Below are 23,673 nucleotides of genomic sequence, written 5' to 3'. Positions count from 1 at the left end.
GGAAAAATCAAAACGTATAAACAATCTCCCAGCGGGCATAATATGCGTAGTCATTGTCAGAGTAGTAATTGCCGGACTTTAAGGTTTCGAACCGGAAATTTCCGGTCAACGCATCGTTTTTTTTCAGCAGATCTTTACCAAGCTTAAAATCTGCCTGTATTGCGGTGAGCCATCCTCTGACATTTCCTTCTCCGGGACCGTCTTTTACCGGGGCAAGGAGATAACCTACTGTTAAAATGGTCTTTAACCACTGAAAAGGGGTTATTGTCATATCTGCATAGTACATGCTCATATTCGACCACCTTGCAGCATCTTCATAGCTCAGCGTAGTTGAATAAATCAAACTGTATCCTGCACCCCGGGCAAAGGGCGATGTCCAACCCTCATTCTTTTTTGTGTTCGGATCGGCCCCCGAGAGGTAGTACCATCCCAAACCCATCACAGGCTTTATTTCACGCACAAGCGGCATCTTCCATTTTAAATACAGATCAGTCATATAACCTGTTTTGGATGGCCCGCCCTCGTAACGCCCGAACTGGTATGCTGCCTCAAAGTTGCCTTCAATGGCTTCGGTAAATTTCGGCATGATCCGTAAACCAATAGTGTTGTAGTTTAACACCGGGGTTTCAATCATGTCGGTATCGGGGTTAAGCGTTTGATAGCCTGCCAGAGAATAGGAAGGGTCATCCGCATTGTAATCCCAACTGCTTTCACGTTTAAAAATGTTATACGCCTCAAAAGGCACATCCGGAAAAGTCTTGTTTTTAATATATATTCCTGCGCCTGTTTCCGTCATCCATGTGCGCGATGCGGGGTAGCCCGTTAGGTCCCTTCCCTGCGAATTGATGATCAATTGATTTGTAGGCTTGTTATAAATGCCTATGATATCGATCTGGGTATCCTTTATCCCCTTCCAGGTGAGTTTTATTGCATCGAAATATTCAGTGCGCCCTGAACTTTTAGGGGTGCCGTTTGCAATAATCCTGCCTGTTCCATAGCGCATATCCTGCCTTCCTATTCTGAAGTCAAGTTCACCGTTACATAGATTTCGTATATCCATATATAATTGGTCTATAAATATCTCGTCGGGGAACCGGTAGGAAGTTTTGTCAGACGGTTCAAAATATTTTCTAAACTCGTTCACTGCCCGGATCTTAAACGGTTCAAAATATTTTCTAAACTCGTTCACTGCCCGGACCTTAAAGCTCAAATCCTCTGTTGGTTTTATCTCAACCCATAATCTGCTCCTTAAGCGAAGAAAATCAGTTGGGGTAAAATGGACATCCTTGTAATATGGAACATTGTCGAAGTAAGTTTGCCTGACACGTACATCACCGCCGAATTTAATGGGAATGCCCTTGCGTTCAGATGACGGGACCCCGCCCTCTTCGGCCCTTGCCGATATCGCAAAAAACAGGAGAAACAACAAAACCCACAATACAAAAGATCTTTTTGCCTTTTGAGCAAAGTCAAAGAAACAATACCCTGACAGATTTTGTCTAACCATGCTGTTTCTTTTTACCTGATTTGTGATTTTTACACAACTTATCAACCCCTATTGTATTGAATCCCAGTAAAATGATATTTCTGCTTCCAATGTGCCTGTGGTCTTATTCTATATCACAGAACTTTACAAATCTAAGGGATTTTTATTCGATGCGCTGCCTTAAAAAACCCTGCCGGATAATTGGAATCTGGCAGGGTCTATGGTGATCTTATGGTTTGATTTTACTGCGTTATAAAGACTTTGTGTTTTTCCAGTATTGTTCTGAATTCCTTGTGCTTTCTTAAATTTGCAATATCAGGGTCCTTTCTCAGCGAATCATAGCTGTTGAACCCTCTTGCCAGTGCCGCATCAAGCTCGTCAAGACCGTAATCGACACTGCCCATAAGAGAATGGCAGGATGCGAGGTTATAACGTATGTTTGCGCTGTCCGGCTTCAGTTCCTTTGCTTTCTTAAGATCGTCAAGGGCTTTGTTATACTTCTTCTGCATCATGTAAGCCACTCCCCTGTTTGAATATGCCTCTGCATAGTTGGGGTCTTTCTTAATGGCATTGGAAAATTCATTGATGGCATTCTCGATGTTTTCGTTAAATATGCCAGGAGAATTTGCATTCTTTGCGACACTCACGTATGATAAGCCTTGTTTAATGTGGGACTTTACCTCGAGACTCGGCTCGCCTGCAGCAGGTGCTTGTTGTGCTCCTGATGGCGGTGGTGGTGGCTGGGTTCCCTGTGGCGGAGGAGCCGGCGGTGGTGGAGATGCTTCCTGCTTTGCAACAACAGGGGCCTCTGATTTCTGCTGACAGCCGATAAATCCTGTAAATAAAACACATAATGCCAGAAACATAATTAAAGAACCTTTTCTCATGTCCATAAACCTCCTTAAATTTAACGGTTCGGCCTTTGGATGAACCGCATGTTCCAGTCCGTATTAGTCGCCATAGCCTGCGGGGTTTGTTCTATATCAGCCCCTTTTTCCTGTTTTACCTTTTGCGATACAAGCGGTTTGGCATAAGTGAATGCATCTTTCACCGATCCCTGATTACGTCCAAGCCCATCTACAAAATAGTAAGTAAACACGCTGTTACGCAACGTATCTGATTCCCAGGATTTTTCCCCTGCACTGCTTGCGCTTATCAATACCTTACCATAGCCATCCTGTGAATCAACGCTCTTTGCAGAGCTTGCCTTTGGTCTGGGTTCATCTTCAAAGACAATATCTTTAGCCCCCAAAAGCCTCTTGCCGTAAGTTTTCGAAACACCGTACCCCTCATCTTCGTCTCCAACACCGAGGGATTTGCCTCCGGCAGGAAGGAAGCCCGGTACAGCCCTGTATGCGCCGTTGCTGTAACAGGTATCGAGAATCATAACAAGCCGCTTTGCCTGTAAATTTTCAACAAAATCTTTCAGCATAGTCTCTGTAACCGCAGTTTGCCAGATCCTTTCGCGAGGTTTCACCTCTGTGTCATAGGTGACAACATTCACACCGCCGTATTTGTCCGGCGGCGTACCGTGGCTGCTCATATAGATAACGACAAGATCGTCAGGACCGGCAGCTTTCTTTATACCGTCAAGATACATAGCAATGTTGGCCCTTGTCGCATTCTGGTCTACAAGAAAATAGACATTTTGTTTCGGAAAGGCTGCTTTATTCGAATCAACAAGAAAATTATAGAAGCTTCCGGCATCTCTGACAGAGTATTGTAAAGGGTTTATATTGCTTTTAAACTTTCCGACCCCGACAACCAGTCCGTATCTATTTCTTATCGGTCCGGGTATACCGTCAGATACCCGCGGCTTGAGTACGGCAGCCCTGCTGAATAACCCACCGAGTCTTTTTTCCCATTCCTTAACCTTTATATTTTCAGGCGTAACAGGAGAAACCCATTTTACTCCAACAATCGTTTGGGCAAGGGAGAATGCCGTATCCACTTCTTTCTCGTCAGAGTATTCGCCTCTTAGCACAACCCTGTTGTACTGATCGAATTCCACAAACCCTTTCGGTACATTGTTTCTTTTAAAAAGATCATTTATTTCAGATAGATGTGATTGCGTGACAGGCGACTCAGCGGCATACAGGAGGCCTGTCACGGTTATTAAGGAACAGACAAAACATACTGCCAATAAACATTGGAAAAGCCTTTTCATGTAATGCTCCTCTACCACATGATTGCAGTTAGGCCGGCCAACTCGATATTTGTTTCAGTATTGGATGCCTTTGCCTTTTGAACGAGCATTTCTTTTTCAATAACATCTTCTTTACCTGAAGCAGAAACCTTGAAGGCAATTCTATAGCGACCTTCCGGCACATCCTTTGGCACATCGAACTTGCCGTCCGCCTTTCTCGACCCCGGCGCTGCAGTGATTTCCTGATCAACCTGACCGAGTTCGACAAATTCTTTCTTCTGAGGGTCAAAGTATTTCACAGTCCTTGTCTCTGTGACCTTCATCTCCTTTGCGCCTTCAGGGGCCATTACATAATAAGACCCGTTCAGGTTAGCTGCCCCACCCTGGGGAACACTGGTAGGGTTTATGTTGAATCCTTCAATTTTCACAACATCTCCCTGGGAGGGGTTATATTTTGTTCTTTGGGCTGTTGTGTTATAGTCTGCAACGGGCTGACTTTTAAGTGTTGAATACAGGGAAAGGCATTTACCCCAGGCATATGCAAACCCGATGGCGCCGCCTGCTGCAGCCCCAACGCCTGCGCCTTTCCAATCACCCTTTACAAGTCCGCCGACAAGCGCACCAATGGCTGCTCCGCCCACGGTATACATGGCAAAGCATTTATTCCTTGCTATAACCAAATCCTCTTCCGACGTAATCTGGTCAGGCGCCGGCAGCATTGAAGCGCAAGATGAGAGCATGAATATGAAAGTTACGATCATTGTTAAAATCTTGATGTGTTTAAGCTTCATCTTTATCTCCTATTTGTGCCTTAAGTTGATTTCAAGGGTGAGTATCTTCCCGTCCTCAATATACGATGCAGGGATGACACCATAATTTTCACCGCCGTTTGATTCGAGAACAATATCCTTTTTGCCTTTGGGCTCCGGTTTCCATCCGCTTTTTGGCGAGATAACAGCATAAGTAGTTTTCTGGTTATCATCCATAACTATGTCTTTTGACCCTTGAAGCGAAGCCATCATGACAGGAGGCGGGGGAGGAAGTGCACCGGCATCTGCACTTGCGCCGGGTGGAGGTGGAGGAGGAGGCAGTGAACTGTCGGCCCCGGGTGGAGGCGGAGGAGGAGGTAAATTGCTTGCACTTGACTGTGGAGGTGGTACTGCTCCGGGAGCCTGCGCAACAGTTGTTGTCTGGGGTGATCCAAGCGGGTTTGGATTGCCGGAAAGCATGATGAGCAGCTTTTCCGAACCGGGGGCGCCGGCAAAGCGGAAATTACCTGTTTTCGGAATTTCTTGCATGCTCATCCCCTCAACATGATCGTTGAATAAAACATTTGTGTTACCGGACGTTCCTATATTCAAAATCGTGAGGTAACCCGGCTTATTTGTTCTAACAAGGAGTTTAAGCCGTTCGCCTGATCTGAAGACACGTGATTTGGGGACAATGTCGAAACTCCCGTCAGGGCGCAGAAGAACAAGTTTGTAAGAAATCCCCACATATTTTGCCGGTGCGGCTGCGGAAGTAGCTGTAGGGGTAGATGTGCGTGGACCCGAAGACATCTTTACCGTCGTACCTTCTCCACTGTCAAAAAGGGCTTTGGCGCCTCTTGGCATCCCCTGGGCAAAAACATTGCTGCCCATTAAATAAACAAGAAACAGCACCATAATGATCAAACAATACTTTTTCATGTTAACCTCCTTTTAATTGAACGACTTTTCTCTCTCTTAATTTAACAACTATTTTCTTTATTTAAAGTAGTAAGAACGGAAATGTGATTGTGAGAAAACAGTAAAGTGATTGGGTGGCCTTGCTTTAGCATAATATATTAAGTTAATTATATTTGAGCAGACTATGTTTGTCAATACAACTAAAATTTGTTAGAATCAGAAACTTATAGCTATGCACAAAAACAGCAACATCCTTAAGCTTTCAGTGAAAGGCGGGATTTTAGCGATATCGTTGGTTCTTGCGATTTGTTATCCCCATGTCCTTGTAAAATCTTTTACCTATGGTCTTCCTTTCTTCAAGGTATACCATTTACTATGGCTTCTTGCAGTCCTGATATTGGTAAAACGGTTGATCCCCCGACTGAACCCGAAAATTAACCTTGGGAAGATATACGGAAGAAACTATGTTCAGGCCGGTGAGGACAGCAACACAAAGCAGAAAAGGCTGGAAGATTATATAAAAAAGATGAATTTCGGGGCAATTCGTTCTGCCGTATACTGGACATTGCTTGTTCTTGATATAGGTTTCTGGTGTGTTGCCGGGCTGCTTGATCCGATGTGGCTCATTATTATCGTTATCTTTTTCATATTTATGGACCAGTTCTGCATTACAGTGTGGTGCCCCTTTAAGACAATCATTCAAAATAAATGCTGTAATACCTGCAGGATAAACAATTGGGGATATCTGATGGCCTTTTCTCCTTTAATATTTATCCCTTCTTTCTGGACATATTCAATTTTGTTTTTGTCTGTTATTATTATTATTCAGTGGGAATATCTATATTACAAGCACCCTGAACGATTTTATGAACTTTACAATGCAAAGCTCATGTGTAAAAACTGCTTGAATAAGTGCGCAAAGATTCGAGGTTGAGCATTTAAGACTGCCCCTCTATTTTTTCAGGATTATGCCTTTACATCCCCCTCTTCTTTGGCGATTTCCTGTTCCCCTGTAACCTGCTGTTCTTCAACAGTTTCCTGTCCTTCTACCATCTCCCCCTCCTGCATCTCGGAACCTTCTTCTGCCTTCAGCCCGAATCTGCGCTGCCGCTTTTCTTCCTGCTTTTTAAGCCGGGCAGTTTCTTTCTTCCTTTTTTCGCTTTTGAACCCACCGTATTTTCCCATTTAAAACCTCCTTACTTTAGTACATATGCCATATCCTATAACAGGTCTATTTCCAAGTTATTCCGGACGAAACAAAAACCCCTTTCCGGGATTGCCGCATAGCTGACATCCAGCAAATAAATATGTAAAAAAACAGCAGAAATAAATAAATAGTACCATTAAAATCACAGAAAGGATAGCCCAAGCATGAAAAAACTTTATATTTTTTTGAGATGTCAGGGTTTAATATTCGGAGGGGTCATCAGAATTAAAAGCCCTGGATTGCTTTTTCCTTGACTGGATGTGTTTAAGTTCGAGCACCTTCTCCTTTGCACGCTTAGACCGTCTGCATTTCTGTCTTCGTATCTTTTCAATCTGCTGTTCTTTCTTGCTCTTTTTGCCAAGAACCATGTTTTCTATTTTTTCAATAAGAATCCGGCGAGCAAGAAACCTGTTCAGCGATTGATAACGTTCCTGCTGGCACTTCACCTCAATCCCTGTGGGAAGATGTTTTAAATATACACAGGTTGAAACTTTATTGACTTTTTGGCCGCCGTGGCCGCTTGAATGCACAAATTTTTCTATAATATCCAGTTCTTTTATGTCAAGTTCCTCCATCTTCTCTTCAAGCAATCTTACTTTTTCAGGGCTTACCCCGTATTTTAAAAAAGACATAAATTATCCTAAGTTAGATTTTTCATTACAGCTTGCTTTTAGTGTGAAGCAACCCACTCCTGAATGGTCTTGCTTACTTCATTCGGCTTTTCAAGTGGCGCCATATGACCTGCATCTTTAATTGTCACAAGCAGGGACCCTTCTATCTGCTTATAAAGATATTCGGAATACTTAGGCGGGGTAAGGGCATCATCATCCCCGCAGATGATCAGTGCAGGCGTCTTTATTCTGTTTACAGAATTCATTAAATCAAATCCTTCACAGGCGATAAAATCGCCATATATTACTTCTGCTTTGCACTTCATCATATCTTTAAAACCGTTTTCTTTTAAGACTGCCGGGGCCTTTTTTGAGAAGGCGTAATCCATTATGCCCCGGACGGCGCTCTCTTTATCCGTTTTTAACCCGTCAAGAATTTCAGGAAAAACTCTGAGCTTTGCCCCTGTTGTAATCAGGATTATACCCTTTAGCTCCTCCGGAAAGGATAGCGCAAAAGACATGGTTATTGCTCCGCCCATCGAATGTCCCGCAATATAACATTTATCTATTCCCAGTTCACGAATTACCTCGTGTACATAGTCTATATAACCCGCCAAAGTGCTGCGTCCTGTGCCAGCAGCATCCTCGCCATGTCCGGGCAGATCTATCAAAATTACTTCCATGGAAGACTGCAAGTATTCTTTCTGGAAGTACCATGACCTGGCATTGCCGCCCGCCCCGTGAATAAAGATTACTTTTTCGCCCTTCCCGTACCTCTCTGCATGAATGTTCATATAACCTCCAGAATTGTATTGCAATAAATCAGGGAGAAATTATATCATGAGGTTATGAGATTTCTAATGATTATTTTACTTATTTTTTTACTTGTTTCTTGCAGTAAGGGCACAGATGTTACAATAAAACAAGGGGTTGCAGATGATAAAAACAATGAAACCCAATATAAAAAAGAAATGGATGATATTAAGAAAACCTTGAAAGGTGAAGTGAAGATCAAGCTTAAAAAAGATGGAAAAGGGGGATATAGCTGGGAGATTGCAGGAAAGGATGCACAGGAAGTCTTGAAAGCAAATGATATTTTGAGAAAAAAGCTTAATGAGTAGATACACGAATTAAATCCCAAAGCCCCTTTAAAAATCGAAAATGATGAATTAATATTATAAAAGATGCAATTACAAAAACACGAGGTAAACAAGATGAAATATGAGTATACGATAAAGATATTCTCTATGGAAGACTTGAGTAAAGAAGGTATAGTTGTTGACCCGGAAAACAATATTGTATATGCATGCCGTCCTGATGGCGAATGCGAGGTTCATAACGTGGGCGCAGAACAGCTTGAAAATCTATCAGAGTTGTTCAATAAAATGGGCGAAGAGGGGTGGGAGATGGTCCAGCTCTTTTTCCGTCCGCTGGGTATCGTAAGTTTTTGGAAAAAACCTTTAACGGAAGAGGGTAAAAATACATAAAAGCTTGAGTTAATGGAAATGGGAGAATGTTTACAAATCTGCCATTTATGATTATATTCAGGAAAATCCTTCATAGGGTTTAATAATACAGGAGGTCAAAATGAGAGAAAAAGTTGAGAAAGCAATAGAGAAGATAAGGCCGTTTTTACAAAGAGACGGGGGAGACATAGAGCTTATTGATGTGGTTGACGGTATAGTAAAGGTTAAGCTCCAGGGTGCCTGCGGCAGTTGCCCCATGAGTGCGATGACTTTAAAAATGGGAGTAGAAAAGCAGCTAAAAGATGAAATACCTGAAGTTAAAGAAGTTATTGCCATATAATTATTGACAAAATATTTTAATTAAAATATTATTTTTTAAAAAAGGAGGTGGTTATTGTGGCAACGTGTGGAATGAAGGGGGACAAGGCGACACCGAAAAAAGCTACAAAAAAGACAACTTCAAAAAAGGAAAAGAAGACTAAGAAGTAGCAAAAAGAAAGGGGGGATATACTCCCCCCTTTCTTTTTTATATTATGGAAAATAAACGAATACTAATCATTGATGACGATACTAATCTGAATCTTGTTTTAAAGAAATATTTTAATGAGTTCGGGGTAATTTCTTATACATATAGCGTGCCTCCAGACTTAGAGAAAGAATTAAAAGAGATAAATCCACATGCAGTGCTTCTCGATATTTATTTACCTAAAACCTCCGGGATCGATCTTTTAGAACAGATAAAAAAGTTAAAACCGAATTTGCCTGTTATCATAATGACAGGGCATGCTGATAATGAGAAGCATCTTGAGTCTTTAAGAAGGGGCGCTTATGCGTTTTTAACGAAGCCTTTTGCCAGCTACGAGGAATTGTATCACATTGTGAATAATGCAATAAATTATTATAGCGAATTCTTGAAAACATTTGAGTTAACACAAGAAGTAAGCAAACAACGTGAAAATGAAAAGTTAAATTTGGTTGAGCTCGAATTTTTAAAGGGTCTTCACCATATGATCGGTGAGACTGAAGACCCCATATTTGTGATGAAAAACTTTTTTGCTCTCATAAAAACATTTATTTCTTTTGATATATTTGCAACATTGATGCAGAAGGATGATGAAATCGTTATCCAGATATTTCCGAATATAAAAACAAACAAGAAACTTTTAGATTTTGTATCAAATGCCTTGTCGGAAAAAGTAACCGATTTATCATCTGTTGAAACACAGACAAAAGTAATTATTGACATTGATGAAGCAGTTCCCCATTCTGACGAAAAAGATTTTACATATATCATATCCGATCTTTCGACAAAGAAGCGTGTATATGGTTATGCAGGGCTGTTCAGGTCTTCATCTTTTACCTTGGATGAACAGGTCATATTCAACAGGTTCTGTTCCCACATCTCCTTGACTCATGAAAAGATAAGACTTTTTAGTGAAATAAAAGCCCTTTCCATGCATGACGGTCTTACCGGTGTTTATAACCATGCTTATATTATTAAAGCACTGGAGGAGGAGATTGAAAGATCGACAAGATACGGCTCCAAACTTACAATTGCACTTTTTGACATAGATGATTTTAAAAAGGTTAATGATACATGCGGACATCTTGCAGGAGATTATGCATTGAAGAGGATTGCAGAGATATTAAAGGATGGCTTGAGAATTATTGATATGGTTGGAAGATATGGCGGGGATGAGTTTCTTGTAATACTGCCGGAAACATTTTTAGAACAAGGAGCTAAGGTGTGTGAACGTTTAATAAAAGATATTGAAAGCGAGAGCTTTGTTTACGAAAATAAAAGCATAAAGATTACAGCCAGCGGTGGGATTGCCCCTTTTTCTCACCGGATAGACGTAAAAAAATTCATAAAGCTTGCCGACGAAAATATGTACAAAGCAAAGAATACAGGAAAAAACAGGGTCTATTATGATAAGTGCTGATATTGCTACAGAAATGCTAAGAGAATTTATAAAGATCGATACCACAAACCCTCCGGGAAATGAGGAAAAAGCCATTCAGTTCCTTGAAAATATCCTTCAAAAAGAGGGTTTAAGCACAGAAATCTATTTGTCGGTGCCAAAAAGGGCAAATATTATTTCACGCATTGAGGGAAGGAAGAAAGGCAAACCGGTCATACTTCTTGGCCATGTTGATGTCGTACCGGCAAATGCCGATGAGTGGGAAGTGGACCCCTTCGGCGGGGTTTTGAAGGATGGATTCATCTACGGAAGAGGCACAATTGACATGAAGGGGCAGATTATATGCCAACTCCTCTCGTTCATCAATTTATATAAAGAAGGGGTAGTGCCTGAACGGGATATTATTTTTCTTGCTACATGCGATGAAGAAGTTGGCGGAAAACATGGATTGGAATATATGCTGAATCAGGTCAGAGAACTTCGCGATGCCTCTTTTGTTTTGAGCGAAGGCGGATGCATTATGAATGAGGACGGCTTTCGTCATGCCCAGATTTCTGTAGATGAAAAACAATTGAGCCAGTTTATGTTGAAGGCCGTTGGAACGGGCGGTCACGGATCTAAACCACACAATAATAATGCAAATGAAAAGATCGTAAATGCAGCTCAGGCAATATTATCGTATAACTGGCCTTTTAAGCCAACCGGCATTGTAAATACATATATGAACGGTATTTTAAAGGGCAAAAAAGGCAAGGGTTTTGTATATACCAACTTAAAAGAGACGCTGAAAAATAAACATTTCAGGAACTTTCTGGAGGATAGCCCCTCTTATAACGCATTATTACGAAATACGGTTACCCTTACAATACTAAAGGGTGGCGATAAGGTTAACGTAATCCCGGCAACGTCTCAAGCATATTTTGACGCAAGGCTCCTGCCAACAGAAAATCATGAGGCGTTTTTTAAGAAAATTAAGAAACTGTGCGGAGATAATGTTGAAATTGAACAGATCGGGTCAGGGACAAGCAAATCAGTCCCTTCAGGATACAATACCGGCTATTTCAGCGGTATACGGCAGATTGTAAAAAAGTTGAAAGGCCCCATTCCTGTCCTTCCATTTTTAATGACAGGCGCTTCAGATTTGCGTTATTTCAGAAACCTTGGAATTTTATCTTATGGTTTTTTCCCGGCAACATTCACGAATGATGAGTTTCTCAGAATGCACGGCAAAAACGAAAGAATATCCGTTGAAGCACTCAATGAGGGCTTGGAAGGAACAAACAAAATTCTGAAATTTCTTGCCTCTCATCCCGGTGTTTAATGTATTGTAGTGTTTGCAGGCAAGCCTGCCAGGGTAATTTGTTAAAACATTTGGTCTAATTTTCCGTATACAAAATTTAAACTTGGATTTGCGTTATATTCTTGACAAAAGCCATTTTTTCTGTTGAAAATAATAAATGAAATAGTCATTAAACGCTAAAATTGTTGATATGAAAAGATGATAAAGGAGGTGAAAAGTTACTACAAATCAAAATTTTTGGCTGAAAGGCCGAATGGGGGCAATATGAAAAAAGAAGTAAAAGTGCTGCAAGGAAACAGCGCGATTGCAAGAGGCGCCTGGGAAGCAGGCGTAACGTTTGCATCTGCATATCCCGGAACACCGAGTAGTGAAATATTGCAGGAGATTGCTGACAATTATCCCGATATTTATGCTGAATGGTCTCCAAATGAAAAAGTAGCAGTTGAAGTTGCAAGCGGGGCGTCAATATCAGGGGCAAGGGTTATGGCTTCGATGAAGCATGTAGGATTGAACGTTGCTTCAGACCCCTTTATGACACTTGCTTATACAGGGATAAAAGGCGGCATGATGATTGTTGTAGCCGATGATCCGAATGTCCACAGCTCACAGAACGAGCAGGATAGCCGTAACTGGGCAAGATTTGCAAAGGTTCCCATGCTGGAACCGGGCGATGCTCAGGAGTGCAAAGATTTTACAAAAGTTGCCTTTGATATCAGCGAAGAGTTTGATACGCCGGTATTGCTGCGAGGTGAAACAAGGGTGTCACATTCCGATTCCCCTGTTACTCTTGAAAACAGGAAAGAATCCAAGATACCTATAGGGCTTGATCCGAAGGACGCGCCTAAATATGTCATGGTACCGGCAAATGTCCGGGTAAGACGTAAATTCATTGAAGAAAGAATGAGAAAACTTGAAGCCTATGCGGATGGATTCAAGTATAACAGGATGGAGATTAACGATCCGGGTGTAGGCATCATTGCGAGCGGTGTAAGCTACCTCTATGCAAAAGAGGTCTTTCCGGAATACTCTTTCCTGAAGCTTGGTATGATATGGCCGCTTCCAAAAAAGATGATTGCAGAATTTTATAAAAAGGTAAAGAAGGTTATCATCGTCGAAGAACTTGATCCGTTTTTTGAAACAGAGATAAAAGCCATGGGTTACAAGGTATTCCACGGAAAGGACCTGATACCTAATATGTATGAGCTTTCTCCTGAGATTGTTGAGCAGTCTCTGATGGGCAAAAAGTACAAAGCACCTAAAATCAGGATAAAGCCTGAAGACCTTCCAAGAAGACCGCCAAATTTATGCGCAGGCTGCTCACACAGACCCTTGTTCTATGCATTGAAAAAGCTTGGCACCTTTGTCTTCGGCGACATTGGCTGTTATACCCTTGCAGCAGCCCCTCCGCTTCAAGCGCTTCACGCTTGTATATGTATGGGTGCAGGTATCGGAGGAGCCCATGGTGCAATGAAGGCATTCGGGAAAGCAGGGCTTGGAAAGATGTGTGCAGTGCTCGGTGATTCCACTTTTCTGCACAGCGGAATAACATCTCTTATGAATGTTGTGTATAATAAAGGAAATTCCACCACCATCATCCTTGACAACAGGATAACAGGCATGACAGGCCATCAGGAACATGCCGGCACAGGCTTTACAGTAAGGCAGGAACCTGCCAACATGGTCAATTATGAAGAACTTTCAAAGGCTCTCGGCGTAAAGAGTATAAGAAAGGTTGATCCTTATAAAATAGAAGAAACCATGAAAATAATAAAGGAAGAGTTGGCAAAGGATGAGCCTTCAGTAATCATTACAGTAAACAGTCCCTGTATTATGTTGAAAAGGGCAAACAGGAAATTCAAAGACCCGTTCTTCATAATCAATGAAGACAATTGCAGAGGTTGTAAAATGTGTCTTGAGATAGGATGCCCTGCAATCAGTTGGAAAGAAGGCGCAGGGGCAACAAAAGATGGTCATAAGAGAAAAGGAACTGTGTATATCGATAAGGGAGTCTGTATAGGATGTGACATCTGTACTCAAATTTGTAAATACAAAGCCATTGTTCCTGGTAAAAGGTGAGGGGGTGGATGATGAAAAATAACGATAAAGTAACTAATATATTTCTTTCAGGTGTCGGCGGTCAAGGCACGATCCTCGCGAGTAATATTCTGACCGAGGTTTTTCTTAACGCCGGCTACGATGTAAAGAAGAGCGAAGTCCACGGGATGGCACAACGGGGCGGAGACGTTACAACCCATTTCAGATTCGGGAAAAAGGTGTATTCACCTCTTATCAAGTATGGGGATGTGGATTTCCTTCTCTCCTTCGAACTCCTTGAGGCGCTCAGATATATAAACTGGGTTAAGGAGGACGGAAAAATAATAATCAATAAGCAGGAGGTTTTTCCACCGGCGGTAAATCTTGGAGTGGCAAAGTATCCTGATGGTGTCGAGGAAGTGTTTAAAAAATACTTTAAAGAGAATGTTCAAGTAATAAATGGGCAGGAGATTGCAGGCAAACTTGGGAATGTACAGGCTGCAAATGTGGTACTTATCGGCGCCTTCTCTAATTTCTTTCCTGAAATAAAAGAAGCGGCGTGGGTAAAGGCAATTAAGGGGTTACTGAAAGAAAAGCTCCATGAGCTTAATATCAAAGCCTTCAGCGAAGGGAGAAAGGCCCTTTAAGGGCCTTTTTTTATTTTGCGAAAGGCCGTCCTCTTTGCGTGCATCTTTTGTATACTACTCTTTAGCAGGGCGGTACATTCTATGAATATATTTTCTTTAGATAACGGGTTGCAATACATCCTTGAACAGCGTAAGGGTACGGGTGTCGTAGCAGTTCAGATCTGGGTGAAAACCGGCAGCAGATATGAAGAACAAAAAAATGCAGGTATCACCCATTTCATTGAACACCTTATATTTAAAGGCACTGAGAAGGTTAAGTCCAACGAGATGGCCTCCAGAATAGAATCGCTGGGCGGCAATATAAATGCATTCACTTCTCACGACAACACTGTCTATCATATCGTGGTACCCAAAAATGCTTTTGAAGAAGGTTTTGCGATACTTATCGATGCTGTGGAGAACCCTGCCTTTCCGGAAGAGGAGCTTGCAAAAGAAAAAAAGGTTATCCTGGAAGAGATCAAAATGGGAGAGGACGACCCCCAGCGAAAGCTTTTTAAAGAGTTATTTTCCCTGAGCTATGAGGGCAACCCTTACGGAAGGCCGATTATAGGATACGAAGGCACTGTTAAAGACATAAGCAGGGATGATATACGGCAATATTTTAAAACACATTATGTGCCTGACAATATGGTAATTGTCATAACCGGTGATTTTGAAGAGACAAAGGCCGGCGAAATGATAAAAAAACATATTGCAGGAGAGGGCGGTAAAAATAAAGCAACCTTTGAGAATATAAAAAGCGATGGAGGAGCTGGAAACAGGGAAAAGCTCATTGAAAAAAATATAAGGGAGAGCTATCTTGCCTTTTCGTACAATATTCCCTCTATAACACATGAAGACCTGCCGGCGCTGGAGGTTTTGGGGACAATTCTTGGTGAAGGCGAGAGCTCCCGTCTTCAGAAACAACTAAAAAACAAAAAAGGGATTGTTACCGATAGCTCTACCTACCTGTTCACCCCCAAAGAAGAAGGGCTGTTTGTTTTTTATGCAACCTTTAAAGGCAAAGATTATCGCTTGATAGCCGTAGAGATAGAAAAAGAGGTTTCAAGGTTGCGCAAAGAAGGACCGACGCCATTGGAAATACAAAAAGCGAAAAACATGATTAAAGCATCGTATGTTTACTCAACAGAGACAGTTCAGGGAAAGGCAAGGCAGATAGGTAATTTTCAGACTTTAACAGGCGATCCGTACTTCGTTGACAATTTTCTGGCAAGAGTAGATCGGGTTAGCAGAGATGATATAATAAAGGTGATGGACAAGTATGTTACGGGGAAATATAAAGCCCTTGTTGCATTGCTGCCGAAAAGTCCATCCAACCCATATACATTTCAGTTAAAAAACGGGTTAAAATGCGTCGTAAATAAGGAAGAGGCATCGCCGACCTTTGCCTTCCGGGTCGGTTTTATCGGGGGAGTAAAAGAAGAAGCTGCTGGAAAGAACGGCATATTTAATGTCCTCTCCAAAATGTTGTTAAAAGGCACAAAAGACAAGGATGCAACAAAAATTGCACAAGAGATTGACTTCCTTGCCGGTAATGTATCTGCATTCAACGGGAAAAATACCTTTGGGCTCTCCGGAAAATTTCTCAGCAAGGATATTGAAGAAGTTTTCGGTCTTCTTAAAAATCTACTTACTTCAACTGATTTAAAAAAAGAGGAACTGAAAAAGGTCAAGGAAGATGTCTTTTCCGAGATCAGGCAACGGGATGACGACCCGGTAGGTTACACGTTCATGCGCTTCAATGAAATTTTGTACAAAGGGCACCCATACAGTAAAGACCCTGTAGGCGTGGAATCCGATGTAGGATCTATAAAGCTTAATGAGCTTGAAGGTGTTTATAATAAATTTATTACCCCTTCAAATGCGGTACTGGCGATATCAGGTGATGTTGATGAGAAAAAGGTCGAGGATCTTTTCCGGAAGATGTTCTCGGACTGGTCTGGAGAGGTCGGTATCCTGCAAAATAAACCGGTTACAGCGGTACATAAAAGCATACAGCATATAGATAAAGAGATAATGCAGACACATCTTATTTTCGGTTTTTTAGGTCCGGGTATAGGCAATGAAGACAGATATGCCATAGAGGTAATGGATTCAATTCTCTCCGGAATGGGGGGCAGAATACAAAAGATATTGAGGGAAGAAAAGCCTTATGCCTATGCACTGACATTTTTCAACCAGATGGCTTATGAAGTTGGTGGGATGGGCATATATATCGGGACAGATAAAAAACTGACAGAAGAGGTACGAAAGATAGTAAATATTGAAATAGAAAGGATTGTATCAGAAGGATTTACTGAAAAAGAGGTTGAGGATGCAAAAAAGTATCTTATCGGGACGCACTATATACGCATGCAGGCCAATAGCGCTAAAGCTACGAGTATGTGTCTTGATACGATATATGGATTAGGTCCCGGTTATTTCAAGGCATGGCCGAAACATATTGAGGCAATAAAGAAAGAAGATGTGGACAGAGTAGCGAAGAAATATCTTTCTCTGGACAGGATGGTTGATATTGCAGTAGGTGGCAGGCTGTAGGGGCAATCCTGGGGCGGAGAAAGGTCCACTGTGTGTTTCTCAGGCTAAAGGCTGTGGCATAATGAAATAGCATCACTGCACAAGAATGAACATAAAGCAGTCTCTTGCTTTTTAAATAACATCGCGTTAGTTCCCCCAGTACGTTTTCCAGGGTAGTTGTTCTTCGAATTTCGGAAAAATATATTTAAAAACAAAGGTATGCGAAACAAGGTGTATATTGACTTTACGGAGATTTTAAAAATGGTGTCCACTGTGGACACCGCTGCCTATGGTAGGTCTTCACACCTTTGATTGCAATCATAGTTTTATACCCCATGTTTCATAAGGGGCAGGTTTTTTCATAACTTTCAGCTATTATGTCTAGTAAATTCAATTATTTCTGGATACCGGTTTTCGCCCCCGGATCACCTGCGGGTACCCGCACTCCGGGAGAGGCTTAATGACGGCATTTTTGGAGTTTTGCAAAGATCTTGCAATGTGCAGGGAGCCTGGAGGCTGGATTTTTCATTATCTTATTAAATATCTATTCTAAAGTTATATCCCCGAACTGAAGGCATTTTTTAAAGGCCGTGTACCGCTCCCGAATCTCTGCATAGTCAAGGTCCTTAAGCCTGTTGATGCTGAAGTCCTCCACGTTGAAAGATGCCATGACAGTACCCATTATAATAGCCTGTTTGAGCGTTTCCGGTGAAATATTACCCACGTTTGCAATATAGCCCATGAAGCCGCCTGCAAAGGTGTCACCTGCCCCGGTCGGATCAAAAACATCTTCCAAAGGAAATGCAGGTGCAAGGAAAATCTCTTCCCCGTTCAGCATAAGGACGCCGTACTCACCCCTTTTTACTACAATACATGAGGGGCCATATGCCATAATCTTCCGTGCCCCCTTTACGAGATTGTATTCCTTGGATATTTCTCTCAACTCTGCCTCGTTAATGACGAGCATATCAACCCTTTTTATTACATCAATAAGCTCGTTAAGCCTGTTTTCTATCCAAAAGTTCATCGTATCAAGGACAACAACAGACGGTTTTTTAATCTGATCGATCACGTAAGATTGTAACACAGGGTCAATGTTTGCAAGGAAAACAAAATCGGCTGCCCCGAAATCCTGTGGGACATGTGGTCTGAAAGTCTCAATGACGTTCAGCTCAGTTTTGAGCGTAATTGCCTGATTAAGGTCGTAGCCGTATTTTCCTTCCCATCTGAATGTCTTTCCTTCATCGATCGTTATTCCGCTTAAATCAACATTCCTGGCTTTCAGGAATTCTATATCACTTAAGCTAAAATCCTTTCCTACATTCGCTACAATACCCACATCCGTGAAAAAACTTGCTGCATTGGTAAAATGGAGAGCTGATCCCCCAAGGACATCATCTGCCTTGCCGAAGGGGGTCTCTATGGAGTCATAGGCAACAGTGCCGATAACAAGCAGCTTTATCATGTACCCATCTCCCAGGAAGCAAGGTATATCTTCTGCTCTTCTGTCAATTCGTCTATCGTGATGCCTGCCGATGCAAGTTTTAAAAATGATATACTTTCATCTATTTCCTTGGGAACGCTATAGACCTTCTTTTCAAGTTTCTTTCCGTTCTTCCACATATATTCGGAACATAATGCCTGATTCGCAAAGCTCATATCCATAACGTCCGACGGATGCCCTTCGGCACAGGCAAGGTTCACTAATCTGCCTTCGCCCAGAAGAAAAACTTTTTTGTTGCCGGGCAAGGTATATTCTTCAATGAATTCCCTTATTCTTCTTTTTTTCTTTTTCATTTTCTCAAGCGCATCTATATCAATCTCAACATTAAAATGACCCGAATTGGAGATAATCGCCCCGTCCTTCATCTTTTTGAAATGCTCTGCCCTTAGCACATGTATATCCCCGGTTGTAGTAACAAATATATCTCCGCGAGGGGCAGCATGGGCCATATCCATAACTTCAAAACCATCCATATGTGCTTCCAGCGCCCGGAGTGGATCAACTTCCGTGACGATCACGTGCGCGCCAAGCCCTTTTGCCCGTTGGGCAACACCCTTGCCACACCACCCGTAACCCGACAAAACAAATGTTGCACCGGCAAAAAGGATATTCGTAGCCCTGATAATCCCGTCAATGGTGCTCTGGCCTGTGCCGTACCTGTTATCAAACATGTGTTTCGTATAGGCGTCGTTAACCGCTACAATAGGGAAACACAATACGCCCTCTTTTTCCATGCTCTTGAGCCTTATCACCCCTGTTGTGGTCTCTTCCGACCCACCGATAACATTCCCTATCAGTTTCTTTTTCTTCTTTTCATCAAGTTTTAATACCCAGCTCTTCACGGAACCGTGTAAAGCCTCATATCTTTTCAGGGCAATCATATGGAGCGCCCCTACCAGGTCAGCGCCGTCATCCATCGTAATATTCGGCATAAATGCAAGCGCCTTCATAATATGGGTATAATACTGTTCCTCATTTTCTCCCTTTATTGAAAAGGTCGGGATTTCCATATGTTTTGCAATTGCGGCTGCAACATCATCCTGTGTACTTAATGGGTTTGATGCACAAAGCACCACGTCGGCGCCACCTTCTTTCAGCGTCCAAACAAGGTTTGCCGTCTCTGTGGTTACATGAAGACAACAAGCAATCTTTACACCTTTTAACGGTTTTTCTTCTGCGAACCTTCCCCGTATCTTCCGTAAAACAGGCATCCTTCTTTCTGCCCACTCGATCTTATCATAGCCCTGGTCCGCCAGGGTTATATCTTTCACATCATATTCCATCTTTCCTCCTAATTTTTTCAAGGTTTACGGTTAATCATCGCAATAAAGTCAAGGTTAAACTATCCGGCAGTTGTTTTGCTGCACAGGTCAGGTACTAAAAAAACCAAAGGACCTTAAATTTAAGGCTTTATAGAGTAAACCGTGAGCCGTATACGGCAAACCGCTTCTATATTCCCGCTTTCTTTCTGATCGCCTCTAACATATCAAGTCGTTCCCAAGTGAACTCTTCTTCATTTCTTCCAAAATGTCCGCCACAAGCTGTCTTTTTGTAGATAGGCCTGAGCAGATTGAGCCTTTCAATAATCTTTCTCGGTCTCATATCAAAAAGCTCGTTCACGATCTGAGCAATTCTGTCAGGGTTTATTTTTGCCGTTCCCTTGGTATCTATCATAACCGAAACAGGCTGAGCCACACCTATGGCATAGGCAAGCTGTACCTCAAGCCTGTCTGCAAGGCCGGCAGCTACAAGGTTCTTCGCAATATAGCGCGCCATATATGAGGCGCTTCTGTCTACTTTTGAAGGGTCTTTGCCGGAAAAGGCGCCTCCGCCATGGCTACCAAAACCACCATAGGTATCAACGATGATCTTCCTTCCTGTCATGCCACAGTCGCCCTTTGGTCCTCCTACAACAAACCTGCCTGTAGAATTGATATAGATTTTGGTATTCTCGTCCATCAGTTCAGGAGGAATCACCTTTTTTATCACCTCTTCGGTGATGCCTTCTCTTATTGCCGTTATAGATGCATCCGGGTTATGCTGAGCGGCGATTACCACAGCGTCAACCCTTACCGGTAACCTGTCAATATATTCAATAGTGACCTGGCTTTTTCCGTCAGGCCTCAGGAAGTTCAATATATTCTTTTTTCTCACCTCTGCCAACCTGCTTATCAGTTTATGGGCGTACATGATAGGCATGGGCATAAATTCTGGTGTTTCATTACAGGCATACCCAAACATTGAACCTTGGTCCCCAGCCCCCTGCTCATGGTCCCCTGACTCATTCACACCCATTGCGATATCAGGCGACTGTTCATCTATTGTCGTAATAACTGCACATGTTTCCCAGTCAAACCCCATAGCTGAATTGTTATATCCTATATCTTTAACCGTCTGTCTGACGATATCGGGCACGTTTGCATAGCCGCTTGTTGTGATTTCCCCGCCAACAAGCGCCAGTCCTGTCGTAACTAACGTTTCGCATGCCACCCTGGATTTTGGATCCTGTTCAATCAATGCATCGAGTATTGCATCAGATATCTGATCGGCCACCTTATCGGGGTGCCCCTCTGCCACAGATTCTGATGTGAAAAGATATCTACTCATTCCCATGTTTCTACCTCCTGTTTTTTAATTTATCGTGTTAAGTTAATAACTTAGCACAGAATTAGTGTTTTTCATAACTTTATATAAAAATCCTCCGGAAAAAACCTTGCCATCTCCTTTCTCAGCAACGACTCACCTTCCTTTGCAGATCCCATGCTTAAAATATTATTCAGCAATTCTTTACAATAGCTGTGCTCAAGTTTGCGGATTATCTTTTTGATCTTAGGGATAGAATATGCGTTCATACTCAGTTCATCAAGTTCCAATCCGAGCATGATAGGTGTGTAGAGAGGCTCTCCGGCAATTTCTCCGCATAATGCAACCTCAATTTTATGAGCATGGGCATTTTCAACAGTCTGCTTTATCATTCTCAGCACAGCCGGATGGAGCGGTTCGTAAAGATATGAAACGTATTCATTTCCCCGGTCAATAGCAAGAGAATATTGAATAAGGTCATTTGTCCCTATGCTGAAGAAGTCTGCCTCAGGCGCAAGCATATCGCTTATCATACAGGCAGAAGGTACCTCCATCATGATGCCGAGCTTTATATCTTTGTTAAATTGAATTTCTTTATAGGTTAGCTCCTCCATACATGCTTTGATAATCTCTTTAGTTTTTCTGATTTCTTCAATACCTGAGATCATGGGAATCAATATCCTTAAGGGACCATATGCGCTTGCCCGCAATATGCCCATAAGCTGGGATTTAAAAAGTTCTTCCTCTTTCATGCACAGTCTTATTGCCCTTAAGCCCATGGCAGGATTTATCTCTTTCGGAACGTCAATATTCGATGCTAATTTGTCTCCGCCTATATCCAGGGTTCTTATCGTTATGTACTCTAATGCCTTATTTTCAGCAAGCTTTCTGTATATTTGAAAATGATCCATCTCGGTAGGCAGAGTTTTGTTTGATAGATAGATATATTCTGTTCTGTAAAGGCCTACTCCTCTGGCACCGTATTTTTCGATAATATCCATCTCTGCCAGAAATTCTATATTTGCACCGACTTTAACCCTGAACCCGTCCTTGGTTTCAGCACTTAGTTTTGCAGTCCTCAAAAGTTCCCTTCTCTGGTTTTTGAGATGAAGGTGCTTTGCAATGTAGCCTCTTTGCATCTCTTTTGTAGGATTGATTGTTACAATGCCTTCATCACCGTCAACAATAACCATATCATTATTTTTAACAAGACTTGTGATATTCCCGGTACCTGCAACTGCCGGAATTTCAAGGGCCCGGGCAATAATCGAAGTATGTGATGTACGCCCGCCTACATCAATAGCAAACCCGGATATCTTATTGAGGTTCAGTTGAATAGTGTCTGCAGGGGATAGATCATGAGCAACAATGATTGTTTTTCCCTTTATGCCGGCATTATCTATATCCGATGCTTTACCTTTTACAAGGATTCTTACAAGTCTTTCGTATATATACTTGATATCCTGACCGCGCTCTCTCAGGTAGGAGTCTTCAACTTTCTCAAAGCTCGTCAGGAACTTTGATACAACAATGTCAAGGGCCCACTCGGCATTTATTTTCCCCTCTCTTATTGCATCAATCACAGCGTTTGAAAAAAAAACATCCTGAAGAATCATCATGTGTGCATCGATAATGAATGCATGTTTTCTTATCTCATCATCAAGAATTGTTTCTTTAATACTCTTCAACTCTTCAACGGCGCTTTTTGCTGCTTGCCGGAATCTATTGACCTCTTTTTCTATGGACTCTGTCTTGATGGAACGCCGGGTAATGGATATCTTTCCTCTTTCAAGCAGGCGTACCTTGCCGAAAGCTATACCGGATGAGGCTCCTATACCTTTTAGAATCTTATTTGAAAAAACATCTTCGCTCATGTTTCGTAAAACCCATCTTCGATTAATCGTCCAAGTGCTTCAAATGCCTTTTCCTCATCGTCTCCTTCGACTTTTATTTTAATTCTACTTCCCAGAGGACATGCAAGCATCAAAAGACCCATAATACTTTTTCCATTCACTTCTGTCCCATTCCTTTCAATCCATATACTTGATGCAAATTCATCTGCCTTTTTTACAAATGTGGCCGCCGGCCTTGCATGAAGACCCAGTCTGTTTTTTATAACAAAAATACCCTCCACCACTTTATCCTATTCCTTTTTTCTTGTTTTTAATATATCTGTTGCAAGGTAGATATTGTTCTGACCATATTGAGCAATAAAGCTGGCCAATTCATCCAGCGGCCTTCCCTCCCTGTAAATAACAAGTTTAATCAACATAGGCAGATTTACCCCGGCAACAACATCAACCTTTCCTTCATTCAACAAAGATAGGCTTATATTGGAAGGTGTGCCGCCGAACATATCTGTCATTATCAATACGCCGTCACCGTTCTCAACACTATTTACAGCATCTGTAAGCCTTTTCTTGATTCTATCTACATCTTCATCAGGAAAAAAATCAACCGATTCAAACTGTTTTTGCTCGCCCACTATCAGTTCGGTGGCTGCTACCATTTGCTTTGCCAGATTAAAGTGCGCCACTACTACTATTCCGATCATTATGCCTCCTTGCCGCCTCGTTCCCTGTA

The 23,673-nt window shown here is 42.0% G+C and carries 23 protein-coding genes; 9 read left to right on the top strand and 14 right to left on the bottom strand.

Going from position 1 to position 23,673, the window contains the following annotated elements:
• Nucleotides 1-7 precede the first annotated feature (7 nt).
• From NT178_06410 to NT178_06390, 5 genes are all read right to left on the bottom strand, one after another.
• Nucleotides 8-1,507, bottom strand: a complete 1,500-nt coding sequence (locus tag NT178_06410; protein MCX5812162.1) for an alginate export family protein — start codon at nucleotides 1,505-1,507, stop codon at nucleotides 8-10.
• A 221-nt stretch (nucleotides 1,508-1,728) separates the two neighbouring features.
• On the bottom strand, nucleotides 1,729-2,379 hold the full coding sequence (locus tag NT178_06405; protein MCX5812161.1) for a tetratricopeptide repeat protein: 651 nt from the start codon (nucleotides 2,377-2,379) through the stop codon (nucleotides 1,729-1,731).
• 14 nt (nucleotides 2,380-2,393) lie between these two features.
• Nucleotides 2,394-3,653: a caspase family protein gene (locus NT178_06400; protein ID MCX5812160.1), complete on the bottom strand. Its 1,260-nt coding sequence runs from the start codon at nucleotides 3,651-3,653 to the stop codon at nucleotides 2,394-2,396.
• Nucleotides 3,654-3,664: 11 nt separating this feature from the next.
• Complete coding sequence (locus NT178_06395; protein ID MCX5812159.1) at nucleotides 3,665-4,423, bottom strand: hypothetical protein; 759 nt, start codon at nucleotides 4,421-4,423, stop codon at nucleotides 3,665-3,667.
• Between the two features lie 9 nt (nucleotides 4,424-4,432).
• Nucleotides 4,433-5,320, bottom strand: a complete 888-nt coding sequence (locus tag NT178_06390) for a DUF4384 domain-containing protein (protein MCX5812158.1) — start codon at nucleotides 5,318-5,320, stop codon at nucleotides 4,433-4,435.
• Between the two features lie 211 nt (nucleotides 5,321-5,531).
• Between NT178_06390 and NT178_06385 the strand changes: the two genes are divergently transcribed.
• Nucleotides 5,532-6,233: a hypothetical protein gene (locus tag NT178_06385; protein ID MCX5812157.1), complete on the top strand. Its 702-nt coding sequence runs from the start codon at nucleotides 5,532-5,534 to the stop codon at nucleotides 6,231-6,233.
• Nucleotides 6,234-6,265: 32 nt separating this feature from the next.
• Here the strand turns inward: NT178_06385 and NT178_06380 are convergent, their stop codons facing one another.
• The 3 genes from NT178_06380 to NT178_06370 form a co-directional block, all read right to left on the bottom strand.
• Entirely contained in the window at nucleotides 6,266-6,484 is a 219-nt protein-coding gene (locus NT178_06380) for a hypothetical protein (protein ID MCX5812156.1), read from the bottom strand.
• Nucleotides 6,485-6,706: 222 nt separating this feature from the next.
• Nucleotides 6,707-7,138 carry a peptide chain release factor-like protein gene (locus NT178_06375; protein MCX5812155.1) on the bottom strand — a complete coding sequence of 144 codons (432 nt, stop codon included), beginning with the start codon at nucleotides 7,136-7,138 and terminating at the stop codon, nucleotides 6,707-6,709.
• 38 nt (nucleotides 7,139-7,176) lie between these two features.
• Nucleotides 7,177-7,911, bottom strand: coding sequence for an alpha/beta hydrolase (locus tag NT178_06370; protein MCX5812154.1), 735 nt, complete (start codon nucleotides 7,909-7,911; stop codon nucleotides 7,177-7,179).
• A gap of 66 nt (nucleotides 7,912-7,977) precedes the next feature.
• On the opposite strand from NT178_06370, the gene NT178_06365 reads away from it, so the two are divergent.
• The 8 genes from NT178_06365 to NT178_06330 all read left to right on the top strand — a co-directional run bounded on the left by NT178_06365 (nucleotide 7,978) and on the right by NT178_06330 (nucleotide 17,024).
• The gene (locus tag NT178_06365; protein ID MCX5812153.1) at nucleotides 7,978-8,238 is read left to right on the top strand and encodes a hypothetical protein; all 261 of its coding nucleotides are present in this window, start codon (nucleotides 7,978-7,980) and stop codon (nucleotides 8,236-8,238) included.
• Between the two features lie 93 nt (nucleotides 8,239-8,331).
• On the top strand, nucleotides 8,332-8,604 hold the full coding sequence (locus tag NT178_06360; protein ID MCX5812152.1) for a hypothetical protein: 273 nt from the start codon (nucleotides 8,332-8,334) through the stop codon (nucleotides 8,602-8,604).
• A gap of 100 nt (nucleotides 8,605-8,704) precedes the next feature.
• On the top strand, nucleotides 8,705-8,923 hold the full coding sequence (locus tag NT178_06355; protein ID MCX5812151.1) for a NifU family protein: 219 nt from the start codon (nucleotides 8,705-8,707) through the stop codon (nucleotides 8,921-8,923).
• 193 nt (nucleotides 8,924-9,116) lie between these two features.
• Nucleotides 9,117-10,526, top strand: a complete 1,410-nt coding sequence (locus NT178_06350) for a diguanylate cyclase (protein ID MCX5812150.1) — start codon at nucleotides 9,117-9,119, stop codon at nucleotides 10,524-10,526.
• Nucleotides 10,513-11,826 (top strand): M20/M25/M40 family metallo-hydrolase, encoded by a 1,314-nt coding sequence (locus tag NT178_06345; protein ID MCX5812149.1) that lies wholly within the window; start codon nucleotides 10,513-10,515, stop codon nucleotides 11,824-11,826. Before NT178_06350 ends, NT178_06345 begins: the two co-directional genes overlap by 14 nt.
• A gap of 243 nt (nucleotides 11,827-12,069) precedes the next feature.
• Entirely contained in the window at nucleotides 12,070-13,881 is a 1,812-nt protein-coding gene (iorA, locus tag NT178_06340) for an indolepyruvate ferredoxin oxidoreductase subunit alpha (protein ID MCX5812148.1), read from the top strand.
• Between the two features lie 8 nt (nucleotides 13,882-13,889).
• The gene (locus NT178_06335; GenBank protein ID MCX5812147.1) at nucleotides 13,890-14,486 is read left to right on the top strand and encodes an indolepyruvate oxidoreductase subunit beta; all 597 of its coding nucleotides are present in this window, start codon (nucleotides 13,890-13,892) and stop codon (nucleotides 14,484-14,486) included.
• 81 nt (nucleotides 14,487-14,567) lie between these two features.
• Entirely contained in the window at nucleotides 14,568-17,024 is a 2,457-nt protein-coding gene (locus NT178_06330) for a pitrilysin family protein (protein ID MCX5812146.1), read from the top strand.
• A 523-nt stretch (nucleotides 17,025-17,547) separates the two neighbouring features.
• Here NT178_06330 and NT178_06325 read toward each other — a convergent pair.
• From NT178_06325 to NT178_06300, 6 genes are all read right to left on the bottom strand, one after another.
• Nucleotides 17,548-18,465: a PfkB family carbohydrate kinase gene (locus NT178_06325; protein MCX5812145.1), complete on the bottom strand. Its 918-nt coding sequence runs from the start codon at nucleotides 18,463-18,465 to the stop codon at nucleotides 17,548-17,550.
• Nucleotides 18,465-19,790 (bottom strand): adenosylhomocysteinase, encoded by a 1,326-nt coding sequence (ahcY, locus tag NT178_06320; protein ID MCX5812144.1) that lies wholly within the window; start codon nucleotides 19,788-19,790, stop codon nucleotides 18,465-18,467. Before ahcY ends, NT178_06325 begins: the two co-directional genes overlap by 1 nt.
• Before the next feature lie 166 nt (nucleotides 19,791-19,956).
• On the bottom strand, nucleotides 19,957-21,120 hold the full coding sequence (gene metK / locus NT178_06315) for a methionine adenosyltransferase (GenBank protein ID MCX5812143.1): 1,164 nt from the start codon (nucleotides 21,118-21,120) through the stop codon (nucleotides 19,957-19,959).
• Between the two features lie 65 nt (nucleotides 21,121-21,185).
• Nucleotides 21,186-22,964 carry a phosphoenolpyruvate--protein phosphotransferase gene (gene ptsP / locus NT178_06310; protein MCX5812142.1) on the bottom strand — a complete coding sequence of 593 codons (1,779 nt, stop codon included), beginning with the start codon at nucleotides 22,962-22,964 and terminating at the stop codon, nucleotides 21,186-21,188.
• Nucleotides 22,961-23,227: an HPr family phosphocarrier protein gene (locus tag NT178_06305; protein MCX5812141.1), complete on the bottom strand. Its 267-nt coding sequence runs from the start codon at nucleotides 23,225-23,227 to the stop codon at nucleotides 22,961-22,963. The genes ptsP and NT178_06305 overlap by 4 nt, the downstream gene beginning before the upstream one ends.
• A 6-nt stretch (nucleotides 23,228-23,233) precedes the next feature.
• Nucleotides 23,234-23,644, bottom strand: coding sequence for a PTS sugar transporter subunit IIA (locus tag NT178_06300; protein ID MCX5812140.1), 411 nt, complete (start codon nucleotides 23,642-23,644; stop codon nucleotides 23,234-23,236).
• Nucleotides 23,645-23,673: the final 29 nt, after the last annotated feature.

This window comes from Pseudomonadota bacterium (assembly GCA_026388255.1).
Lineage (GTDB): Bacteria > Desulfobacterota > Syntrophorhabdia > Syntrophorhabdales > Syntrophorhabdaceae > JAPLKB01.
Note: the sequence above shows the minus strand (reverse complement) of the source record. Positions and strands in the feature narration are given on the sequence as shown.

What these genes read in the sequence shown, in the direction of transcription:
- NT178_06410 (MCX5812162.1), bottom strand. Translation starts at nt 1,507, where the DNA reads ATGGTTAGACAAAATCTGTCAGGGTATTGTTTCTTTGACTTTGCTCAA.
- NT178_06405 (MCX5812161.1), bottom strand. Translation starts at nt 2,379, where the DNA reads ATGGACATGAGAAAAGGTTCTTTAATTATGTTTCTGGCATTATGTGTT.
- NT178_06400 (MCX5812160.1), bottom strand. Translation starts at nt 3,653, where the DNA reads ATGAAAAGGCTTTTCCAATGTTTATTGGCAGTATGTTTTGTCTGTTCC.
- NT178_06395 (MCX5812159.1), bottom strand. Translation starts at nt 4,423, where the DNA reads ATGAAGCTTAAACACATCAAGATTTTAACAATGATCGTAACTTTCATA.
- NT178_06390 (MCX5812158.1), bottom strand. Translation starts at nt 5,320, where the DNA reads ATGAAAAAGTATTGTTTGATCATTATGGTGCTGTTTCTTGTTTATTTA.
- NT178_06385 (MCX5812157.1), top strand. Translation starts at nt 5,532, where the DNA reads ATGCACAAAAACAGCAACATCCTTAAGCTTTCAGTGAAAGGCGGGATT.
- NT178_06380 (MCX5812156.1), bottom strand. Translation starts at nt 6,484, where the DNA reads ATGGGAAAATACGGTGGGTTCAAAAGCGAAAAAAGGAAGAAAGAAACT.
- NT178_06375 (MCX5812155.1), bottom strand. Translation starts at nt 7,138, where the DNA reads ATGTCTTTTTTAAAATACGGGGTAAGCCCTGAAAAAGTAAGATTGCTT.
- NT178_06370 (MCX5812154.1), bottom strand. Translation starts at nt 7,911, where the DNA reads ATGAACATTCATGCAGAGAGGTACGGGAAGGGCGAAAAAGTAATCTTT.
- NT178_06365 (MCX5812153.1), top strand. Translation starts at nt 7,978, where the DNA reads ATGATTATTTTACTTATTTTTTTACTTGTTTCTTGCAGTAAGGGCACA.
- NT178_06360 (MCX5812152.1), top strand. Translation starts at nt 8,332, where the DNA reads ATGAAATATGAGTATACGATAAAGATATTCTCTATGGAAGACTTGAGT.
- NT178_06355 (MCX5812151.1), top strand. Translation starts at nt 8,705, where the DNA reads ATGAGAGAAAAAGTTGAGAAAGCAATAGAGAAGATAAGGCCGTTTTTA.
- NT178_06350 (MCX5812150.1), top strand. Translation starts at nt 9,117, where the DNA reads ATGGAAAATAAACGAATACTAATCATTGATGACGATACTAATCTGAAT.
- NT178_06345 (MCX5812149.1), top strand. Translation starts at nt 10,513, where the DNA reads ATGATAAGTGCTGATATTGCTACAGAAATGCTAAGAGAATTTATAAAG.
- iorA (MCX5812148.1), top strand. Translation starts at nt 12,070, where the DNA reads ATGAAAAAAGAAGTAAAAGTGCTGCAAGGAAACAGCGCGATTGCAAGA.
- NT178_06335 (MCX5812147.1), top strand. Translation starts at nt 13,890, where the DNA reads ATGATGAAAAATAACGATAAAGTAACTAATATATTTCTTTCAGGTGTC.
- NT178_06330 (MCX5812146.1), top strand. Translation starts at nt 14,568, where the DNA reads ATGAATATATTTTCTTTAGATAACGGGTTGCAATACATCCTTGAACAG.
- ahcY (MCX5812144.1), bottom strand. Translation starts at nt 19,790, where the DNA reads ATGGAATATGATGTGAAAGATATAACCCTGGCGGACCAGGGCTATGAT.
- metK (MCX5812143.1), bottom strand. Translation starts at nt 21,120, where the DNA reads ATGGGAATGAGTAGATATCTTTTCACATCAGAATCTGTGGCAGAGGGG.
- ptsP (MCX5812142.1), bottom strand. Translation starts at nt 22,964, where the DNA reads ATGAGCGAAGATGTTTTTTCAAATAAGATTCTAAAAGGTATAGGAGCC.
- NT178_06300 (MCX5812140.1), bottom strand. Translation starts at nt 23,644, where the DNA reads ATGATCGGAATAGTAGTAGTGGCGCACTTTAATCTGGCAAAGCAAATG.